At 60.2% G+C, this 17,471-nt stretch carries 13 protein-coding genes; 10 read left to right on the forward strand and 3 right to left on the reverse strand.

What is annotated here, in order from left to right; genetic code table 11:
* Positions 1–74 precede the first annotated feature (74 nt).
* The gene (locus ACZRKZ_RS20215) at positions 75–2,516 is read left to right on the forward strand and encodes a penicillin-binding protein 1A (RefSeq protein WP_463982634.1); all 2,442 of its coding nucleotides are present in this window, start codon (positions 75–77) and stop codon (positions 2,514–2,516) included.
* A 112-nt stretch (positions 2,517–2,628) separates the two neighbouring features.
* Here ACZRKZ_RS20215 and ACZRKZ_RS20220 read toward each other — a convergent pair whose 3' ends face one another.
* From ACZRKZ_RS20220 to rpmE, 3 genes are all read right to left on the reverse strand, one after another.
* On the reverse strand, positions 2,629–3,897 hold the full coding sequence (locus tag ACZRKZ_RS20220) for a malic enzyme-like NAD(P)-binding protein (RefSeq protein WP_149411257.1): 1,269 nt from the start codon (positions 3,895–3,897) through the stop codon (positions 2,629–2,631).
* Positions 3,898–4,079: 182 nt separating this feature from the next.
* Positions 4,080–4,898: a thermonuclease family protein gene (locus ACZRKZ_RS20225; protein ID WP_463982545.1), complete on the reverse strand. Its 819-nt coding sequence runs from the start codon at positions 4,896–4,898 to the stop codon at positions 4,080–4,082.
* A gap of 10 nt (positions 4,899–4,908) precedes the next feature.
* The gene (gene rpmE, locus ACZRKZ_RS20230) at positions 4,909–5,148 is read right to left on the reverse strand and encodes a 50S ribosomal protein L31 (protein ID WP_133101315.1); all 240 of its coding nucleotides are present in this window, start codon (positions 5,146–5,148) and stop codon (positions 4,909–4,911) included.
* A 223-nt stretch (positions 5,149–5,371) separates the two neighbouring features.
* Between rpmE and ACZRKZ_RS20235 the strand changes: the two genes are divergently transcribed.
* The 9 genes from ACZRKZ_RS20235 (at position 5,372) to phaC (ACZRKZ_RS20275) (ending at position 17,462) form a co-directional block, all read left to right on the forward strand.
* Positions 5,372–7,591, forward strand: coding sequence for a primosomal protein N' (locus tag ACZRKZ_RS20235; RefSeq protein WP_463969017.1), 2,220 nt, complete (start codon positions 5,372–5,374; stop codon positions 7,589–7,591).
* 167 nt (positions 7,592–7,758) lie between these two features.
* Entirely contained in the window at positions 7,759–9,495 is a 1,737-nt protein-coding gene (gene argS, locus ACZRKZ_RS20240) for an arginine--tRNA ligase (protein ID WP_463969016.1), read from the forward strand.
* 1 nt (position 9,496) lies between these two features.
* Positions 9,497–10,189: an SPOR domain-containing protein gene (locus tag ACZRKZ_RS20245; RefSeq protein ID WP_463969015.1), complete on the forward strand. Its 693-nt coding sequence runs from the start codon at positions 9,497–9,499 to the stop codon at positions 10,187–10,189.
* 246 nt (positions 10,190–10,435) lie between these two features.
* Complete coding sequence (hslV, locus tag ACZRKZ_RS20250; RefSeq protein ID WP_133101311.1) at positions 10,436–10,966, forward strand: ATP-dependent protease subunit HslV; 531 nt, start codon at positions 10,436–10,438, stop codon at positions 10,964–10,966.
* Between the two features lie 37 nt (positions 10,967–11,003).
* A complete protein-coding gene (gene hslU / locus ACZRKZ_RS20255; RefSeq protein WP_133101310.1) occupies positions 11,004–12,341 on the forward strand; it encodes an ATP-dependent protease ATPase subunit HslU in 1,338 nt (445 codons plus the stop codon).
* 85 nt (positions 12,342–12,426) lie between these two features.
* Complete coding sequence (locus ACZRKZ_RS20260; protein ID WP_463982546.1) at positions 12,427–12,804, forward strand: gamma-butyrobetaine hydroxylase family protein; 378 nt, start codon at positions 12,427–12,429, stop codon at positions 12,802–12,804.
* Positions 12,805–13,053: 249 nt separating this feature from the next.
* Positions 13,054–14,733 (forward strand): class II poly(R)-hydroxyalkanoic acid synthase, encoded by a 1,680-nt coding sequence (gene phaC, locus ACZRKZ_RS20265; RefSeq protein ID WP_463969013.1) that lies wholly within the window; start codon positions 13,054–13,056, stop codon positions 14,731–14,733.
* Positions 14,734–14,825: 92 nt separating this feature from the next.
* Positions 14,826–15,671, forward strand: coding sequence for a poly(3-hydroxyalkanoate) depolymerase (gene phaZ, locus ACZRKZ_RS20270; protein WP_463982547.1), 846 nt, complete (start codon positions 14,826–14,828; stop codon positions 15,669–15,671).
* Between the two features lie 108 nt (positions 15,672–15,779).
* Entirely contained in the window at positions 15,780–17,462 is a 1,683-nt protein-coding gene (gene phaC, locus ACZRKZ_RS20275; protein ID WP_463982548.1) for a class II poly(R)-hydroxyalkanoic acid synthase, read from the forward strand.
* Positions 17,463–17,471: the final 9 nt, after the last annotated feature.

Consider the following 17,471-nt stretch of genomic DNA (forward strand, 5'->3'; position numbering starts at 1 on the left):
CGGGGCGACCCATCGTTTGCCGTGCATGCCCCGACGCCTAACTCATTCTTTTCTCTGGAAATCCAAAAGCCTTGATTCGTCTGCTGAAGTTTTTCGGGTACTCCATTGTCGCTATCGTCTGCGGGCTGCTGCTCGTTCTCAGCGGGGCCTATCTCTACCTTAGTCCGGGATTGCCCTCCGTAGAGACCCTGAGAAGTATCCAGTTGCAGATTCCTTTGCGGGTCTACAGCAGCGATGAAAAACTGATCGCGGAGTTCGGCGAAATGCGCCGCACCCCGATCCTTTTCGCCGATATTCCACCCAATTTCATCAACGCCCTTTTGTCGGCCGAAGACGATAACTTCGCCAATCACTATGGCGTGGACCCCGGCAGCCTGGTCCGTGCAGCCACGCAACTGGTAAAAAGTGGTCACATTCAGTCTGGCGGCAGCACCATCACCATGCAGGTGGCGAAGAACTTCTTCCTCACCAGCGAACGCAGCTTTTCCCGCAAGGCCACGGAAATCCTCCTGGCGCTGCAGATCGAACGGCAGCTGACCAAGGATGAAATCCTGGAGCTGTACGTCAACAAAATCTATCTGGGCAACCGCGCCTACGGTATCGAAGCCGCATCACAGGTGTATTACGGCAAGTCGATTCGTGACGCCAGCCTGGCACAGATGGCAATGATTGCCGGCCTGCCGAAAGCCCCTTCACGCTTCAACCCCCTGGCCAACCCGGCTCGCAGCAAAGAGCGCCGCGACTGGATCCTGGGGCGGATGTACAAGCTGGGCAAGATCGACCAGAGCGCCTATGAAACGGCCGTGACCGAACCACTGAACGCCAGCTATCACGTGCCGACGCCGGAAGTGAGTGCGCCGTACATTGCCGAGATGGCCCGTGCCGAGATGGTCGGCCGTTATGGCAGCGAGGCCTACACCGAAGGTTTCCGCGTTACCACGACCATTGCGAGCAACTTGCAGGAAGTGGCGAATACCGCCGTCCATGAAGGCCTGATCACCTATGACCAGCGCCACGGCTATCGCGGTCCCGAATCACGCCTGCCGGGCAAGACCCTCAGCGCCTGGACCCTAGAACTGGGTAAACAGCGCGCAATCAGCGGCCTTGAGCCAGCCATCGTCACCCAGGTGAAGAAGGATGGCGTGCAGGTGCTGACCCGCACCGGCGAAGAACACGTGGCCTGGGACAGCATGAAATGGGCGCGTCCGTTCCTCAACACCAACAGCATGGGCCCGATGCCCAAGCAGCCGTCGGATGTGGCTCAGGTCGGCGACCTGATCCGCGTGCAGCGCCAGAAGGACGACAGCCTGAAATTCAGCCAGGTCCCGGTGGCACAAGGCGCCCTGGTATCGCTGGACCCACAGAACGGCGCCATCCGCGCCCTGGTCGGCGGTTTTGCCTTCGAACAAAGCAACTACAACCGCGCCACCCAAGCCAAGCGCCAACCGGGCTCCAGCTTCAAGCCGTTCGTCTACAGCGCCGCACTGGACAATGGCTATACCGCCGCCAGCCTGGTCAACGACGCGCCAATCGTGTTTGTCGATGAGTACATGGACAAGGTCTGGCGACCGAGGAACGACACCAACACCTTCCTTGGCCCGATCCGGGTTCGTGAGGCGCTGTACAAGTCGCGCAACCTGGTGTCGATCCGCTTGCTGCAAGCGATGGGCGTCGACCGTACCATCGACTACATCAGCAAGTTCGGCTTCAACAAGCAGGACCTGCCGCGCAACCTGTCCCTGGCTTTGGGTACGGCTACCCTCACACCGATGGAAGTCGCCACCGGCTGGAGCACCTTTGCCAACGGCGGCTACAAGATCACGCCGTACCTGATCGACAAGATCGAGAGCCGCAACGGCGAGACGCTGTTCGTCGCCAACCCGCCGAGCGTGCCCAATGGCGTCGCCGCGACGGATGGTTTGGCAGCGCCAGCCAACGGCGGTATCACCATCGAACCGACGCCGGGCGAAGCCCCAACAGGCGCTGCGCCTGCCCCGCAAACGCCGGCTGTGGCCGAACGCATCGTCGACGGCCGCACCACCTACATCCTCAACAGCATGCTGGAAGATGTGATCAAGCGCGGCACTGGCCGCCGAGCCCTGGCCCTTGGCCGCACAGACCTGGCAGGCAAGACCGGCACCACCAACGAGTCCAAGGATGCCTGGTTCTCCGGCTACAACGCCGACTACATCACCACCGTCTGGACCGGTTACGACCAGCCGGAAAGCCTGGGCCGTCGCGAGTTCGGCGGCACCGTTGCGCTGCCAATCTGGATGAGCTACATGGGCGCCGCCCTCAAGGACAAGCCAGCCCACACCCAGGCCGAGCCGGAAGGCATTCTTAGCCTGCGGATAGACCCGATCAGTGGCCGCGCCGCTGTGCCGGGCACACCGAATGCGTACTTCGAACTGTTCAAGAGCGAAGACACGCCGCCGTCGGTCAATGAGCTGGGCAATGGCGCCGCACCAGGCAGCCCGCTGCCAGCGGATGAGGCGGCGCCGATCGATTTGTTCTAATGTGATCTCTCTCACGCTTTGCGTGGGAGCGGTCAAGAGACGGTCCACCGCCACACAACAAAAAGCCCCGACTCTTGCGAGTCGGGGCTTTTTGTTGGTGCGCTACAACGACTTAGCCGTTGAACACATCATCCACGCTCTTGAGCGGGTAGTTTTTCGGATACGGCAGAGTCGCCACACCGGTCGCGATCGCGGCCTTGGCCACGGCGTCGGAGATCACGGTGATCAGGCGGGCATCCATTGGTTTCGGGATGATGTACTCACGACCGAACTCCAGCTTGATACCGCCGTAGGCGTCGCACACTTCCTGAGGCACCGGCAACTTGGCCAGTTCACGCAGGGCGTTGGCGGCAGCCACTTTCATTTCTTCGTTGATACGCTTGGCACGAACGTCCAGGGCACCACGGAAGATGAACGGGAAGCCCAATACGTTGTTGACCTGGTTCGGATAATCCGAACGGCCGGTGGCCATGATCACGTCGTCGCGGGTGGCGTGAGCCAGGGCCGGGGCGATTTCCGGGTCCGGGTTGGAGCAGGCGAACACAATCGGGTTAGCCGCCATCAGCTTCAGGCCTTCGGCGCTCAGCAGGTTCGGGCCGGACAGACCGACGAATACGTCAGCGCCGTTCAGGGCGTCGTCCAGAGTACGTTTCTCGGACGGATGGGCGAACATCGCCTTGTACTGGTTCAGGTCGGTACGCTCGGACTGAATCACGCCCTTGCTGTCGACCATGTAGATATTTTCCAGCTTGGCACCCATGCTCACGATCAACTTCATGCACGAGATAGCTGCAGCGCCAGCGCCCAGGCAGACGATCTTGGCGTCAGCGAGGTTTTTGCCAACGATTTCCAGCGCGTTGATCATGCCGGCTGCGGTCACGATCGCAGTACCATGCTGGTCATCGTGGAATACCGGGATGTCGCACTGCTCGATCAGCGCCTTTTCGATTTCAAAGCACTCAGGTGCCTTGATGTCTTCCAGGTTGATGCCACCGAAGGTGATGGAGATGCGCTTGACGGTGTCGATGAAGGCTTGCGGGCTTTCGGCATCGACTTCGATGTCGAACACGTCGATACCGGCGAAACGCTTGAACAGTACGCCCTTGCCTTCCATCACTGGCTTGGAAGCCAATGGGCCGAGGTTACCCAGGCCGAGAATCGCGGTGCCATCAGAAATGACTGCAACCAGATTACCCTTGCCGGTGTATTTGTAGGCCAGTTCAGGATCGCGGGCGATTTCACGCACGGGCTCGGCTACACCGGGGCTGTACGCCAGCGACAGATCGCGGGCAGTAGCAGTGGCTTTGGTGAGTTCGACACTCAGCTTTCCTGGACGAGGAAAGGCATGATATTCGAGAGCGGCAGTTTTCAAATCAGACATATCGGCATTCCGCTTTTTACTGTTGGACGACGGACCGCCGAGGATACGCGTGTCGCAAAGCCCCTACAAGACTGGGTGGTCACGGGTGTCAAGGGCCCGGCCCTGCGACTTTCGGCCAAGAGCCACGGGATACAAGGGCTTAACTGTTCACAATCATACGAAAAAATGTCTACACTTTTTTCTTATTGTGCCAGTTGCAGCATGGCGGGGTCGGTCAATGGCAGGAGCCAGCGGGCCTGACCGTTTTTCAGGCCGCCACGGCGGGAACGGTCCAACACCCAGCCTCGGGCTTCGATCTGCTGGCCCTGAAGGCGCTTGAGCAGAGCACTGTCAAATTGGCCCGCCAGATTGGGTGCAACGCGCAATACCATGGAGCCCTGCAGTTCGATCCAGACTCCGCCACGATTGCGCTCGATCTTGCTCACCCGGCCGCTGACCACTGCGAAACCGGAACGCTCGATCGCTGAGGCTTTCTGCACCGGCGACTGACGCCATAGCCCCAGGCGGGCCTGTCGGGCGCTACGTTCGGCCGCCTGCTGGCAGGCGACCAGATCAACATTAGGTGCGACGGACACCTGAAAACCCAAGCCTTCGGCGAGTAGTTGCGCCTCCATGTTCGCGCCATTGGCACCATAGAGGTGAGCCAGGGTGCGTCCGTAGTGATCTTTGCTCTCCTGGCCGAGCACCAGGCCAACCCGACCGGCGCTGGCATCTACCAGACCTTGTAAACGCTGACGCGCGGCCACTGCGAAGGGTTCGTCGGAACGACCTTTCTTGCCGGTTTCCGGCGCGTTGACACCGATCATGCGCACGCTGCGGCCGTCTTTGAGCCGAACCGTGTCGCCATCGACCACCCGCTGCACCTCGAAGGTACCGAGAGCAGCCGGCGCGGGGCAAAATACCTCGGCCTGAACGGGCGCCAGCCAAATCGCAGACACAAAAAAGGCGCCCACAAGGGACGCCTTTTTTATCAACGAGGACAAGCCCGGCAGGCTTTCCACGCCGTTTGCCTTACTCTGCTGCTGGAGCAGGAGCAACTTTAGCAGCGCCGAAAGCACCGAAACGGGTCTTGAACTTGTCAACACGGCCGCCAATATCCAGAGTCTTCTGCTTACCGGTGTAGAACGGGTGGCACTCGTTGCACACGTCGATTGGCAGAGCTTTGCCGAAGGTCGAACGAGTTTCGAACTTGTTACCGCAGCTGCAGGTAACGTCGATGGCAACGTAATTTGGATGAATATCGGCTTTCATGGTGTATTCCTCAGGCTAGCGTGCCGCCAGTCAACACTATTGTTGAATACCGCACGTAATTAGGCCGCGGATTCTACCAGACCTTTTTAAACGCGCAAGCGGCACCATAAGTCGTTTTCCATCAGAAAGGCTCCTTTCATCAGAAAACCGTGCCATACCCAACACCCTACTCGTCTGCTAGGCTCGCGCCCTTCTTCACCGCCTGTCATATGAGAACCCCCGCGTGCCCGACGCCATTTTGCGCCTCGCCCTGCCCTCGCCCCTGCGCCGCCTGTTCGACTACCGCGCACCTGCCGGCGTGCTGCGGTCGCAGCTGCAACCGGGGATGCGCGTGCGGGTGCCATTTGGTCGGCGAGAGATGATCGGCATTCTGGTGGAAGTCACCGACCACAGCGAAGTACCGACGGAAAAACTCAAGGCCGCTCTGGCCCTGCTGGACGCCACGCCGCCGCTACCACCCTCATTATTCAAGCTATGCCTGTGGACTTCCCAGTATTACCAGCACAGCTTGGGTGACACCCTCAGTTGGGCATTGCCGGTGCTGTTGCGCCAGGGCGAACTGGCCGAAGCCCGCCAGGAGCGGTTCTGGTCAATGACACCCGGCGCACGCCTGGACGACCCGCGCATCGCCCGCGCCCCACGCCAGCGCGAAGCCCTGGCGACCCTGGCCCAGCACCCACACGGCGTCGCCCATCAGTTACTGAGCAAGCTGTTGTTGAGTAAGGACAGCCTGGACTTGCTGCTGGCCAAGGGTTTGGTCCAAGTAGCAATTCGCAAGCACGCCCCCGGCGAGCGCCATGAACACTGGCTGGCCCAGCCGGAACTGCCGCTAAACCCGGAACAGCGCACCGCTTATGAAGCCATTCGTGCAGGCTTCGACAGTTTCCATGCCTTCCTGCTGGCAGGCGTAACCGGCAGCGGCAAGACCGAAGTCTATTTGCAACTGATCCGCGAAACCCTGGAAGCCGGTAAACAGGCACTCGTGCTGATCCCCGAGATCAACCTCGGCCCGCAAACCCTGGCGCGTTTCGAGCAGCGCTTCAATGCGCGCATCGCCCTGGTGCACTCGGCGGTCAACGACCGCGAGCGCCTGGAGTCGTGGTTGGCGGCAAGGGATGGCGAGGCCGACATTATTATCGGCACCCGTTCGGCGCTGTTCACCCCGATGAAGAATCCCGGGCTGATCATCATCGACGAAGAACACGACGGCTCCTATAAACAGCAGGAAGGTTTGCGCTATCACGCCCGCGACCTGGCCCTGGTGCGAGCGCGCCAGGAGAACATTCCGATTGTGCTGGGTTCGGCCACGCCATCCCTGGAAAGCCTGCACAACGCCTACACCGGGCGTTATGGCCTGCTGCGCCTGAATGAGCGGGCCGGTGGCGCCAAGCAGCCGCGCTTCCTGCGCCTTGATGTAAAAAGTCGTCCGCTGGACAGCGGGATTTCCGGGCCGATGCAGCAAGCCATCGGCCAGACCCTCGCCGCTGGCCAGCAGGTGCTGGTGTTCCTCAATCGCCGAGGCTTTGCGCCGACCTTGCTGTGCCACGACTGCGGCTGGATGTCCGAGTGCAACCGCTGCGATGCGCGCATGACCGTGCACCAACGTTCCGGCGAGTTGCGCTGCCATCACTGCGGCCATGTCGAACGCGTCCCGCGCCATTGCCCGAAGTGCGGCAAAGTCGACCTGCGTCCTGTTGGCGCAGGCACCGAGCGGGCTGAGGAACGCCTGGGGATTCTGTTTCCGGACTATCCGGTGCTGCGCGTTGACCGCGACAGTACGTCGCGCAAGGACGCGATGAATCAGCTGTTCGCCACTATCCAGAAGGGCCAGCCGTGCATTCTTGTGGGTACGCAGATGCTTGCCAAAGGTCACCACTTTCCACGGGTGACTCTGGTATCGATCCTGGATGCCGATGGCGGGCTGTTTTCCGGGGATTTTCGCGCCAGCGAGCGCATGGCCCAGCTGATCGTCCAGGTCGCCGGGCGTGCCGGGCGTGCTGAGGAGCCGGGTAAAGTGATCATCCAGACCCACCTGGCCGACCATCCGCTGCTGATTCAACTGACCGAACAAGGCTATTTCGCGTTTGCCGAACAGGCCTTGAGCGAACGCCGCTGCGCCGGGCTGCCGCCGTTTTCCCATTTGGCCTTGCTGCGGGCTGAAGCCCATAAACCTGGGCAAGCCGAGGGTTTTCTCGATGAAGCGTGCAGCCTGGCTGAACGTTTGCTCGGTGAACTGGGATTGACCGGCATTGAATTACTGGGCCCCGTGCCAGCCCCGATGGAACGCCGCGCCGGTCGCTATCGCGCGCAGCTACTCTTGCAGGCTAACGCCCGCGCGCCGTTGCATCGTTTATTAAGCAGTTGGCTGCTGGCCCTGGAGCAAATGCCCAGCGGGCGGCAAGTACGTTGGTCGCTGGATGTGGACCCAGTAGATTTGTACTAACCCCCTTGCAGGAGCAAGCTTACTCCTTGGGGGTTGGGTTCTCCCGATAGAACCCGAAGGTCCGCCAACCTGTCTGAGCGGTTGGCAAGCACGCCCTCGCAACGGATAATGTCCAGTTTTTCCACCTGCGCATCGCGCGCCGCTGCTTGCGGTCGAAAGAGAACACCATGAAAGACGCCATTCGCCAGTTGATCCAACAAGCCCTCACCCAACTCGTCAACGAAGGTGTTTTACCTGAAGGCCTGACGCCGGCGATTCAGGTGGAAAACTCCCGAGACAAGACCCACGGTGACTTCGCCAGCAACATCGCCATGATGCTGGCCAAGCCGGCCGGCATGAAACCTCGCGACCTGGCGGAAAAAATCATCGCCGCGCTGCCAGCCGACCCGCAAGTCAGCAAGGCCGAAATCGCCGGCCCCGGGTTTATCAATATCTTCCAGAACACCCAAGCCCTGGCTTCGCGCCTGGACGCGGGCCTTGCCGACGCCAAAATCGGCGTGCGCAAGGCTGGTCCCGTGCAGCGTGTGGTCGTCGACCTGTCGGCACCGAACCTCGCCAAGGAAATGCACGTCGGCCACTTGCGCTCGACCATCATTGGCGACGGCGTGTCACGGGTTCTGGAGTTTCTCGGCGACACCGTGATTCGCCAGAACCACGTAGGCGACTGGGGCACCCAGTTCGGCATGCTGATGGCGTACCTGCAGGAAAACCCGATCACCAGCAACGAGCTGGCGGATCTGGAAAACTTTTACCGCGCCGCCAAAAAGCGCTTCGACGAATCCGAAGAATTCGCCGACCGCGCCCGTAGCCTGGTGGTCAAGCTGCAGGCCGGCGACAAGGAATGCCTGGAACTGTGGGCACGCTTTCGCGATATCTCCCTGTCCCACTGCCAGGAAATCTACGAGCGGCTGAACGTCAAGCTGACCATGGCCGACGTGATGGGCGAAAGCGCCTATAACGACGACTTGATCAACGTGGTCAACGACCTCAAGGCCAAGGGCCTGCTGGTGGAAAGCAACGGCGCCCAGTGCGTATTCCTCGACGATTTCAAGACCGCCGACGGCGAGCCGCTGCCGGTAATCATCGTCAAGGCCGATGGCGGCTACCTCTACGCCACCACCGACCTGGCGGCCGTGCGCTACCGCAGCGGCGTGCTGAAGGCTGATCGCGCCCTGTATTTCGTCGACCAGCGCCAGGCCCTGCACTTCCAGCAAGTGTTCGAAGTGGCCCGTCTGGCCGGGTTCGTCACCCACCCGATGCACATGGAACACATGGGCTTCGGCACCATGAACGGCGCCGATGGCCGTCCGTTCAAGACCCGCGATGGCGGCACCGTGAAGCTGATCGACCTGCTGAACGAAGCCCAGGAACGCGCCTACACACTGGTGAAGGAAAAGAACCCGGAGCTGGCCGAAGCCGACCTGCGTAACATCGCCAAGGTCGTCGGCATTGGCGCGGTGAAATACGCCGATCTGTCCAAGCACCGCACCAGCGACTACAGCTTTAACTTCGAGTTGATGCTCAACTTCGAAGGCAACACCGCGCCGTACCTGCTGTATGCCTACACTCGGGTCGCCGGTGTGTTCCGCAAGCTGGGCAAGGACTTCAGCGAAGTCGAAGGCCAGATCAACCTGCAGGCGCCTCAGGAACATGAGCTGGCCACCAAGCTCGCTCAATTTGGCGAAGTGCTCAACAACGTCGGCGAGAAAGGCACGCCGCATATGCTCTGCACTTACCTGTACGAAGTTGCAGGGCTGTTCTCCAGTTTCTACGAGAACTGCCCGATCCTGAGCGCAGACGACGAAGCCCAAAAGCAAAGCCGCTTGCGCCTCGCCGCATTGGCTGGACGGACCCTCAAGCAAGGCCTGGAACTGTTGGGCCTGGAAACTCTGGAGCGTATGTAAGTTGGCTGCCAAGAAAAAACCTGCACCCAAACGTGGCGCCAGCCGCTACCAGGCACCGGCAAAGAAACCGATTCCGGGCTGGATGTGGCTGGCCATCGGCCTGACGGTCGGTGCGTTTATTGTGTTTCTGATGAAGCTGGAGCCGGGCCAGGGCGATGACGTCAAACGGGTCAAGCAAGAGCAACAGAAGGCCAGCAAGATCGCCGAAGCGAACAAGACGCCGCCTAGCCCTACCGCGCCCGTGAAGCCGAAATATGACTTCTACACCCTGCTGCCGGAATCGGAAGTGATCGTTCCGCAAGACGCCGTACCGGAGAAAACCCTGCCTACGCCGCAAGTTCCGGTAACCCCGGCCGAAGCGGCGAAGATCGATACCGCACGGGCCCAGGCTGCGCTGGCGGGGATCACTCCGCCACCGCCGCCACCGGTCACTACCACCAAGGCAGCGCCGGTGACCAAATTCTTCCTGCAGGCGGGTTCGTTCCCCAAGCAGGCGGATGCTGATCGTGTGCGGGCGCAAATTATTCTGCTCGGGCAGGCGGTGACAGTGGAGTCGGGAACGGTGAAGGATGCGACCTGGTATCGCGTACTGGTAGGCCCGTTCAGCAACCGTGAACAGTTGACCGTGGCTCAGAAACAGCTGGCCGGCGCAGGGTTTAGCAACCTGTTGTTACAACAACGCCAAAGCCGCTGATCGGAACGTCGATCCTATGGCGAACACCTATTGTGGCGAGGGGGCTTGCCCCCGTTGGCCTGCGTAGCAGCCCTAAAAAGCCTGCCCCACCGCTTGCCTGAAAACCGCAGAGCTCTTATTGGGGCTGCTACGCAGCCCAACGCGGGCAAGCCCGCTTACCACAAGTCCTACGGTTGAAATACTCCCCGCCACCCCCATATGAGTTCCATCAGGGCATTTTCGCCCCGCTGCGTGGAGACTCTCCCCTTGACCACCATCGTTTCAGTTCGCCGCCACGGCAAAGTCGTCATGGGCGGCGACGGCCAGGTTTCCCTTGGCAATACCGTGATGAAAGGCAACGCGAAAAAAGTACGTCGCCTGTACCACGGCCAGGTCATCGCAGGCTTTGCCGGCGCCACCGCTGACGCCTTCACCCTTTTCGAGCGTTTCGAAGGCCAGCTGGAAAAACACCAGGGCCATCTGGTCCGCGCTGCCGTCGAGCTTGCCAAGGAATGGCGCACCGACCGTTCCCTGAGCCGCCTGGAAGCCATGCTCGCCGTCGCCAACAAGGACGCGTCCTTGATCATCACCGGCAACGGCGATGTGGTAGAACCGGAAGACGGCCTGATCGCCATGGGCTCCGGCGGCGGCTACGCCCAGGCCGCCGCCAGCGCACTGTTGAAAAAAACCGATCTGTCGGCCCGTGAAATCGTTGAAACGGCCCTCGGTATCGCTGGCGATATCTGCGTTTTCACCAACCACAACTTCACCATTGAGGAGCAGGACCTCGCCGAATAAGCCGCTGGCTTTTCAGGCTTGAGGACCGTCAATTATTATGTCCATGACTCCCCGCGAAATCGTCCATGAACTCAATCGCCATATCATCGGCCAGGACGATGCCAAGCGCGCCGTTGCCATCGCCCTGCGTAACCGCTGGCGCCGGATGCAACTGCCCGAAGAACTGCGCGTTGAAGTAACCCCCAAGAACATCCTGATGATCGGCCCTACAGGTGTCGGTAAAACCGAAATCGCCCGTCGCCTGGCCAAACTGGCCAACGCGCCATTCATCAAGGTCGAAGCGACCAAGTTCACCGAAGTTGGCTATGTGGGCCGTGACGTCGAGTCGATCATTCGTGACCTGGCCGACGCTGCCCTGAAACTGCTGCGCGAACAGGAAATGACCAAGGTCAGTCACCGCGCCGAAGACGCCGCCGAAGAACGCATCCTCGACGCTCTGCTGCCACCGGCACGCATGGGCTTCAACGAAGATGCCGCGCCAAGCCAGGACTCCAACACCCGCCAGCTGTTCCGCAAGCGTCTGCGTGAAGGCCAGTTGGACGACAAGGAAATCGAGATAGAAGTCGCCGAAGTCTCCGGCGTCGACATCTCCGCGCCGCCTGGCATGGAAGAAATGACCAACCAGCTGCAAAGCTTGTTTGCCAACATGGGCAAGGGCAAGAAGAAAAGTCGCAAGCTCAAGGTCAAGGACGCGCTGAAACTGGTGCGTGACGAAGAGGCTGGGCGCCTGGTCAACGAGGAGGAACTCAAGGCCAAGGCCCTGGAAGCGGTCGAACAGCACGGCATCGTGTTTATCGACGAAATCGATAAAGTCGCCAAGCGCGGTAACTCCGGTGGAGTCGACGTTTCCCGTGAAGGCGTACAGCGCGATTTGCTGCCGCTGATCGAAGGCTGCACCGTCAACACCAAGCTGGGCATGGTCAAGACCGACCACATCCTGTTTATCGCTTCCGGCGCGTTCCACCTGAGCAAACCAAGCGACCTGGTGCCGGAGCTGCAAGGCCGCCTGCCGATTCGCGTAGAACTCAAGGCGCTGACCCCGGGCGACTTCGAGCGCATTCTCAGCGAGCCGCACGCATCGCTGACCGAGCAATACCGCGAGCTGCTGAAAACCGAAGGCCTGGCCATCGAGTTTTTGCCGGACGGCATCAAGCGCCTGGCGGAGATCGCCTGGCAGGTCAACGAGAAGACCGAGAACATCGGTGCCCGCCGCCTGCACACTTTGCTTGAGCGTTTGCTTGAGGAAGTATCCTTCAGTGCCGGCGACATAGCGGGCACCCAGAATGGCGAGGCTATCAAGATCGACGCCGACTACGTCAACGGCCACCTTGGCGAATTGGCGCAGAACGAAGATCTGTCTCGTTACATTCTGTAAGCTTCAAGCGGCAAGCTATAAGCTGTAAGTTGATTGTGTTCAACTTGCGGCTTGTAGCTTAAAGCTTGCCGTCCAAGGCGCTCCTATGACCAAACTACCTACCGCCATCAACCTGCACAAAGCCTCAAAAAGCCTGTCCCTGACCTACGGTCCGGATGAGGTCTATCACCTGCCTGCCGAATTCCTGCGAGTACACTCGCCTTCCGCCGAGGTCCAGGGCCACGGCAGACCGATCCTGCAATTTGGCAAGCTCAATGTCGGCTTGAGCAAGATTGAACCTGCCGGCCAGTACGCACTGAAACTGACCTTCGACGACGGCCATGACAGCGGACTGTTCACTTGGGATTACCTCTATCAGCTCGCCATGCGTCAAGACGCTCTGTGGGCCGATTATCTTGCCGAGCTCAAAGCCGCCGGAAAAACCCGCGACCCGAGTCAGTCGGTCGTCAGGCTAATGCTCTAGCCCGAGCCTTTTGCTCATTAGTGGGCATTTTCTAATTCCATCTGTTTGAATGCCCTGTCTCATGGCCAACGATTGGCCTGCTTGCGAAAAAAATTAAACTCGGGTAACCAATGTAACTGGCAAGTTCTCTGCATTTGATGATGCGGTATTAACGGTGACCCGAGCAGCAGTACCAGGCTTGTGTTGTGTGCCGAGAATAGGTGCACAGCGGGACCCGGTACTCGTCTTTCGGACAATGGAGCGTCGTAGATGAGTAACAAGAATAACGATGACTTGAAACGCCAAGCCTCGGAAAACACTCTTGGGCTGAACCCGATCATCGCCTTGCGCAAAAAGGATTTACTGGCTTCTGCTCGAATGGTGCTGACCCTGGCCATCAAGCAACCGTTGCATAGCGTCAAGCACGTCGCCCACTTTGGCGCCGAGTTAAAGAATGTGGTATTTGGCAAATCCGAGCTTGCGCCCGAAAGCGACGACCGTCGCTTCAACGACCCGGCGTGGAGCCAGAACCCACTCTACAAACGTTATCTGCAAACCTACCTGGCGTGGCGCAAGGAACTGCACGACTGGATCGGCGACAGCAACCTATCGGAGCAGGACATCAGCCGCGGCCACTTCGTCATCAACCTGATGACCGAAGCCATGGCCCCGACCAACAGCGCCGCCAACCCGGCCGCCGTCAAACGCTTCTTCGAGACCGGCGGCAAAAGCCTGCTGGACGGTCTCTCGCACTTGGCCAAGGACATGGTCCACAACGGCGGCATGCCGAGCCAGGTCAACATGGGTGCCTTTGAAGTGGGCAAGAGCCTGGGCACCACCGAAGGCGCCGTGGTGTTTCGCAACGACGTCCTGGAGTTGATCCAGTACAAGCCAATCACCGAGCAAGTGCACGAACGCCCGCTGCTGGTGGTACCGCCACAGATCAATAAATTCTATGTCTTCGACCTGAGCCCGGATAAGAGCCTGGCGCGCTTCTGCCTGCGCAATAACCAGCAGACTTTTATCGTCAGTTGGCGCAACCCGACCAAGGCCCAGCGCGAGTGGGGCCTGTCGACCTATATCGAAGCGCTGAAAGAAGCGGTCGATGTGGTCACCGCGATCACCGGCAGCAAAGACGTGAACATGCTCGGGGCCTGCTCCGGCGGCATCACCTGCACCGCCCTACTGGGCCACTACGCGGCGCTGGGGGAGAAGAAGGTCAACGCCCTGACTCTGTTGGTGAGCGTGCTGGACACCACCCTGGACACCCAGGTGGCGCTGTTCGTCGACGAACAGACCCTGGAAGCGGCCAAGCGCCACTCCTATCAGGCCGGCGTGCTGGAAGGCCGGGACATGGCCAAGGTGTTCGCCTGGATGCGCCCCAATGATTTGATCTGGAACTACTGGGTCAACAATTACCTGCTGGGCAACGAGCCGCCGGTCTTCGACATCCTGTTCTGGAACAACGACACCACCCGTTTGCCGGCAGCGTTTCATGGCGATCTGATCGAGTTGTTCAAGAACAACCCGCTGATACGCGCCAATGCCCTGGAGGTGTGCGGTACGCCGATTGACTTGAAACAGGTCACCACCGATATCTATTCCCTCGCAGGCACCAACGACCACATCACCCCGTGGCAGTCCTGCTACAAGTCGGCGCAGCTGTTTGGCGGCAAGGTCGAGTTCGTGCTGTCCAGCAGCGGGCATATCCAAAGCATCCTCAACCCGCCGGGCAATCCCAAGTCGCGCTACCAGACCAGCGACACCATGCCAAGCAAGGCACTGGACTGGCAGGAAAATGCCACCAAGCACACTGATTCGTGGTGGCTGCATTGGCAGGTGTGGCAGACAGAACGGTCGGGGAAGTTGAAAAAAGCACCGGCGGCGCTAGGCAATAAAACGTACGCCGCTGCTGAAGCGGCACCCGGAACCTATGTGCACGAACGATAGCGGCAAGCCTCAAACTACAAGCTGCAAGGTGATTGCACTCATCTTGCAGCTTGCGGCCTGAAGCTGCCTCCACTAACCCGCAGGGTAAGCCCATGCCGCAACCGTTCATCTTCCGCACCATCGACCTGAATGGCCAGACCGTCCGCACGGCGGTGCGACCGGGCAAGTCTCACTTGACGCCGCTGCTGATTTTCAACGGCATCGGTGCCAACCTTGAGCTAGTGTTTCCGTTCGTCCAGGCCCTGGACCCGGACCTGGAGGTGATTGCCTTTGATGTTCCCGGTGTCGGCGGTTCCTCGACGCCCAAACGACCCTATCGCTTTCCCGGCCTGGCAAAACTCACCGCACGCATGCTCGATTACCTGGACTATGGCCAGGTCAACGTGGTTGGGGTTTCCTGGGGCGGTGCCCTGGCCCAGCAGTTTGCCTATGACTACCCGGAACGCTGCAAGAAACTGATCCTTGCGGCCACTGCCGCCGGGGCGGTCATGGTGCCCGGCAAACCGAAAGTGCTGTGGCTGATGGCAAGCCCACGGCGTTACATCCAACCGTCCCATGTAGTGCGTATTGCCCCGATGATCTATGGCGGCTCGTTCCGCCGGGATTCAAAACTGGCCGCCGAACACGCCAGCAAAGTGCGTTCGGCCGGCAAGTTGGGCTACTACTGGCAACTGTTCGCCGGCCTTGGCTGGACCAGCATCCACTGGCTGCACAAGATCAAGCAGCCGACCCTGGTGCTGGCGGGCGACGACGACCCACTGATCCCGCTGGTCAATATGCGCATGCTGGCTTGGCGTATCCCCAATGCTCAGTTGCACATCATCGACGACGGTCATTTGTTCCTGATTACCCGCGCCGAAGCAGTGGCGCCGATCATCATGAAGTTTCTCCAGGAAGAGCGCCTGCGCGCGGTGATCCACCCGCAACCGGCTTTGTAACGAAGGTTGCGCAGACGGGTCAGGACGACCCGCCGCGCAACTTGGCCAGAACCGACTATGGTTCTGAATTGGCGTGCACGTTAGCAGATGACGAAGGAGTGTTGACTCATGCGAGACAGATCCGTGACGAGCCCGGTGCCCACACCCGCTGCGTTCATCAATGCACAAAGCGCGATCACCGGCCTGCGTGGTCGGGATTTGCTGTCGACCCTGCGCAGCGTTGCCGCCCATGGCCTGCGCAACCCGCTACATAGCGCGCGGCATGCCTTGGCCCTGGGTGGGCAGTTGGGTCGGGTGTTGCTGGGGGAAATCGTGCATGAACCCAACCCCCACGACAACCGCTTCACCGACCCCACCTGGCAGCTCAACCCGCTGTACCGGCGCAGCTTGCAAGCCTATTTGAGCTGGCAAAAGCAGACCAAGCGCTGGATCGACGACAGCAACCTGAGCACTGATGATCGGGCGCGGGCGCACTTTGCCTTTTCCCTGCTAAACGACGCCATATCGCCGTCCAACACCCTGCTCAATCCATTGGCAATCAAGGAGCTGCTCAACTCCGGCGGCAACAGCGTGGTGCGCGGCGTCAGCAATCTGTTTGACGACCTGCTGCACAACAACGGCTTGCCTCGGCAAGTCACCAAGCAAGCCTTTGAGGTCGGCAAGACCGTCGCCACCACTCCTGGCTCGGTAGTGTTTCGCAACGAGTTGCTGGAGCTGATCCAGTACAAGCCCATGAGCGAAAAACAGTACGCCAAGCCGCTACTGGTGGTACCGCCGCAAATCAACAAGTACTACATCTTTGACCTGAGCCCGGCCAACAGCTTCGTCCAGTACTCCCTGAAAAATGGCCTGCAAGTGTTTATGGTCAGCTGGCGTAACCCGGACGTGCGGCATCGGGAATGGGGCCTGTCCACCTATGTGGCGGCGCTGGAAGAAGCGCTGAACATCTGCCGGGCGATCACCGGCGCTCGCGAAGTTAACCTGATGGGCGCCTGCGCCGGCGGCCTGACCATTGCTGCGTTGCAAGGCCATCTGCAAGCCAAGCGGCAGTTGCGGCGCATCTCCAGCGCCAGCTATCTGGTGAGCTTGCTGGATAGCCAGATCGACAGCCCCGCCACGCTGTTTGCCGACGAGCAAACCCTGGAAGCCGCCAAGCGCCACTCCTATCAACAAGGCGTACTGGACGGCCGGGACATGGCCAAGGTGTTTGCCTGGATGCGCCCTAACGACCTGATCTGGAATTACTGGATTAACAACTACCTGCTGGGCAAGGAACCGCCGGCGTTCGACATCCTGTACTGGAACAACGACAACACCCGCCTTCCCGCTGCCCTGCACGGCGACCTGCTGGATTTTTTCAAGCACAACCCACTGAGCCACCCTGGCGGCCTGGAAGTCTGTGGCACACCTATCGACTTGCAGAAGGTCACGGTGGACAGCTTCAGCGTGGCCGGGATCAACGATCACATCACCCCGTGGGACGCAGTCTACCGCTCGACCTTGCTGCTGGGCGGCGAAAAACGCTTCGTGCTGTCCAATAGCGGGCATATCCAGAGCATCCTCAACCCGCCGAGCAACCCCAAGGCTAACTTCGTCGAAAACATCAAGCTGAGCAGCGACCCGCGCGCCTGGTACTACGATGCAAACCACGTCGAGGGCAGTTGGTGGCCGCAGTGGCTGGAGTGGATACAGCAGCGTTCAGGGGTCCAGCGCGAAACGCTGACTGCTCTGGGCAACCAGAATTACCCACCAATGGAAGCTGCGCCCGGCACGTATGTGCGGGTCCGTTGACAACTTGAC

This window comes from Pseudomonas sp. c313 (genome assembly GCF_055407145.1).

What these genes read in the sequence shown, in the direction of transcription:
- ACZRKZ_RS20220 (WP_149411257.1), bottom strand. Translation starts at nt 3,897, where the DNA reads ATGTCTGATTTGAAAACTGCCGCTCTCGAATATCATGCCTTTCCTCGT.
- rpmE (WP_133101315.1), bottom strand. Translation starts at nt 5,148, where the DNA reads ATGAAAGCCGATATTCATCCAAATTACGTTGCCATCGACGTTACCTGC.
- argS (WP_463969016.1), top strand. Translation starts at nt 7,759, where the DNA reads ATGAAAGACGCCATTCGCCAGTTGATCCAACAAGCCCTCACCCAACTC.
- hslU (WP_133101310.1), top strand. Translation starts at nt 11,004, where the DNA reads ATGTCCATGACTCCCCGCGAAATCGTCCATGAACTCAATCGCCATATC.
- ACZRKZ_RS20260 (WP_463982546.1), top strand. Translation starts at nt 12,427, where the DNA reads ATGACCAAACTACCTACCGCCATCAACCTGCACAAAGCCTCAAAAAGC.
- phaC (WP_463969013.1), top strand. Translation starts at nt 13,054, where the DNA reads ATGAGTAACAAGAATAACGATGACTTGAAACGCCAAGCCTCGGAAAAC.
- phaZ (WP_463982547.1), top strand. Translation starts at nt 14,826, where the DNA reads ATGCCGCAACCGTTCATCTTCCGCACCATCGACCTGAATGGCCAGACC.
- phaC (WP_463982548.1), top strand. Translation starts at nt 15,780, where the DNA reads ATGCGAGACAGATCCGTGACGAGCCCGGTGCCCACACCCGCTGCGTTC.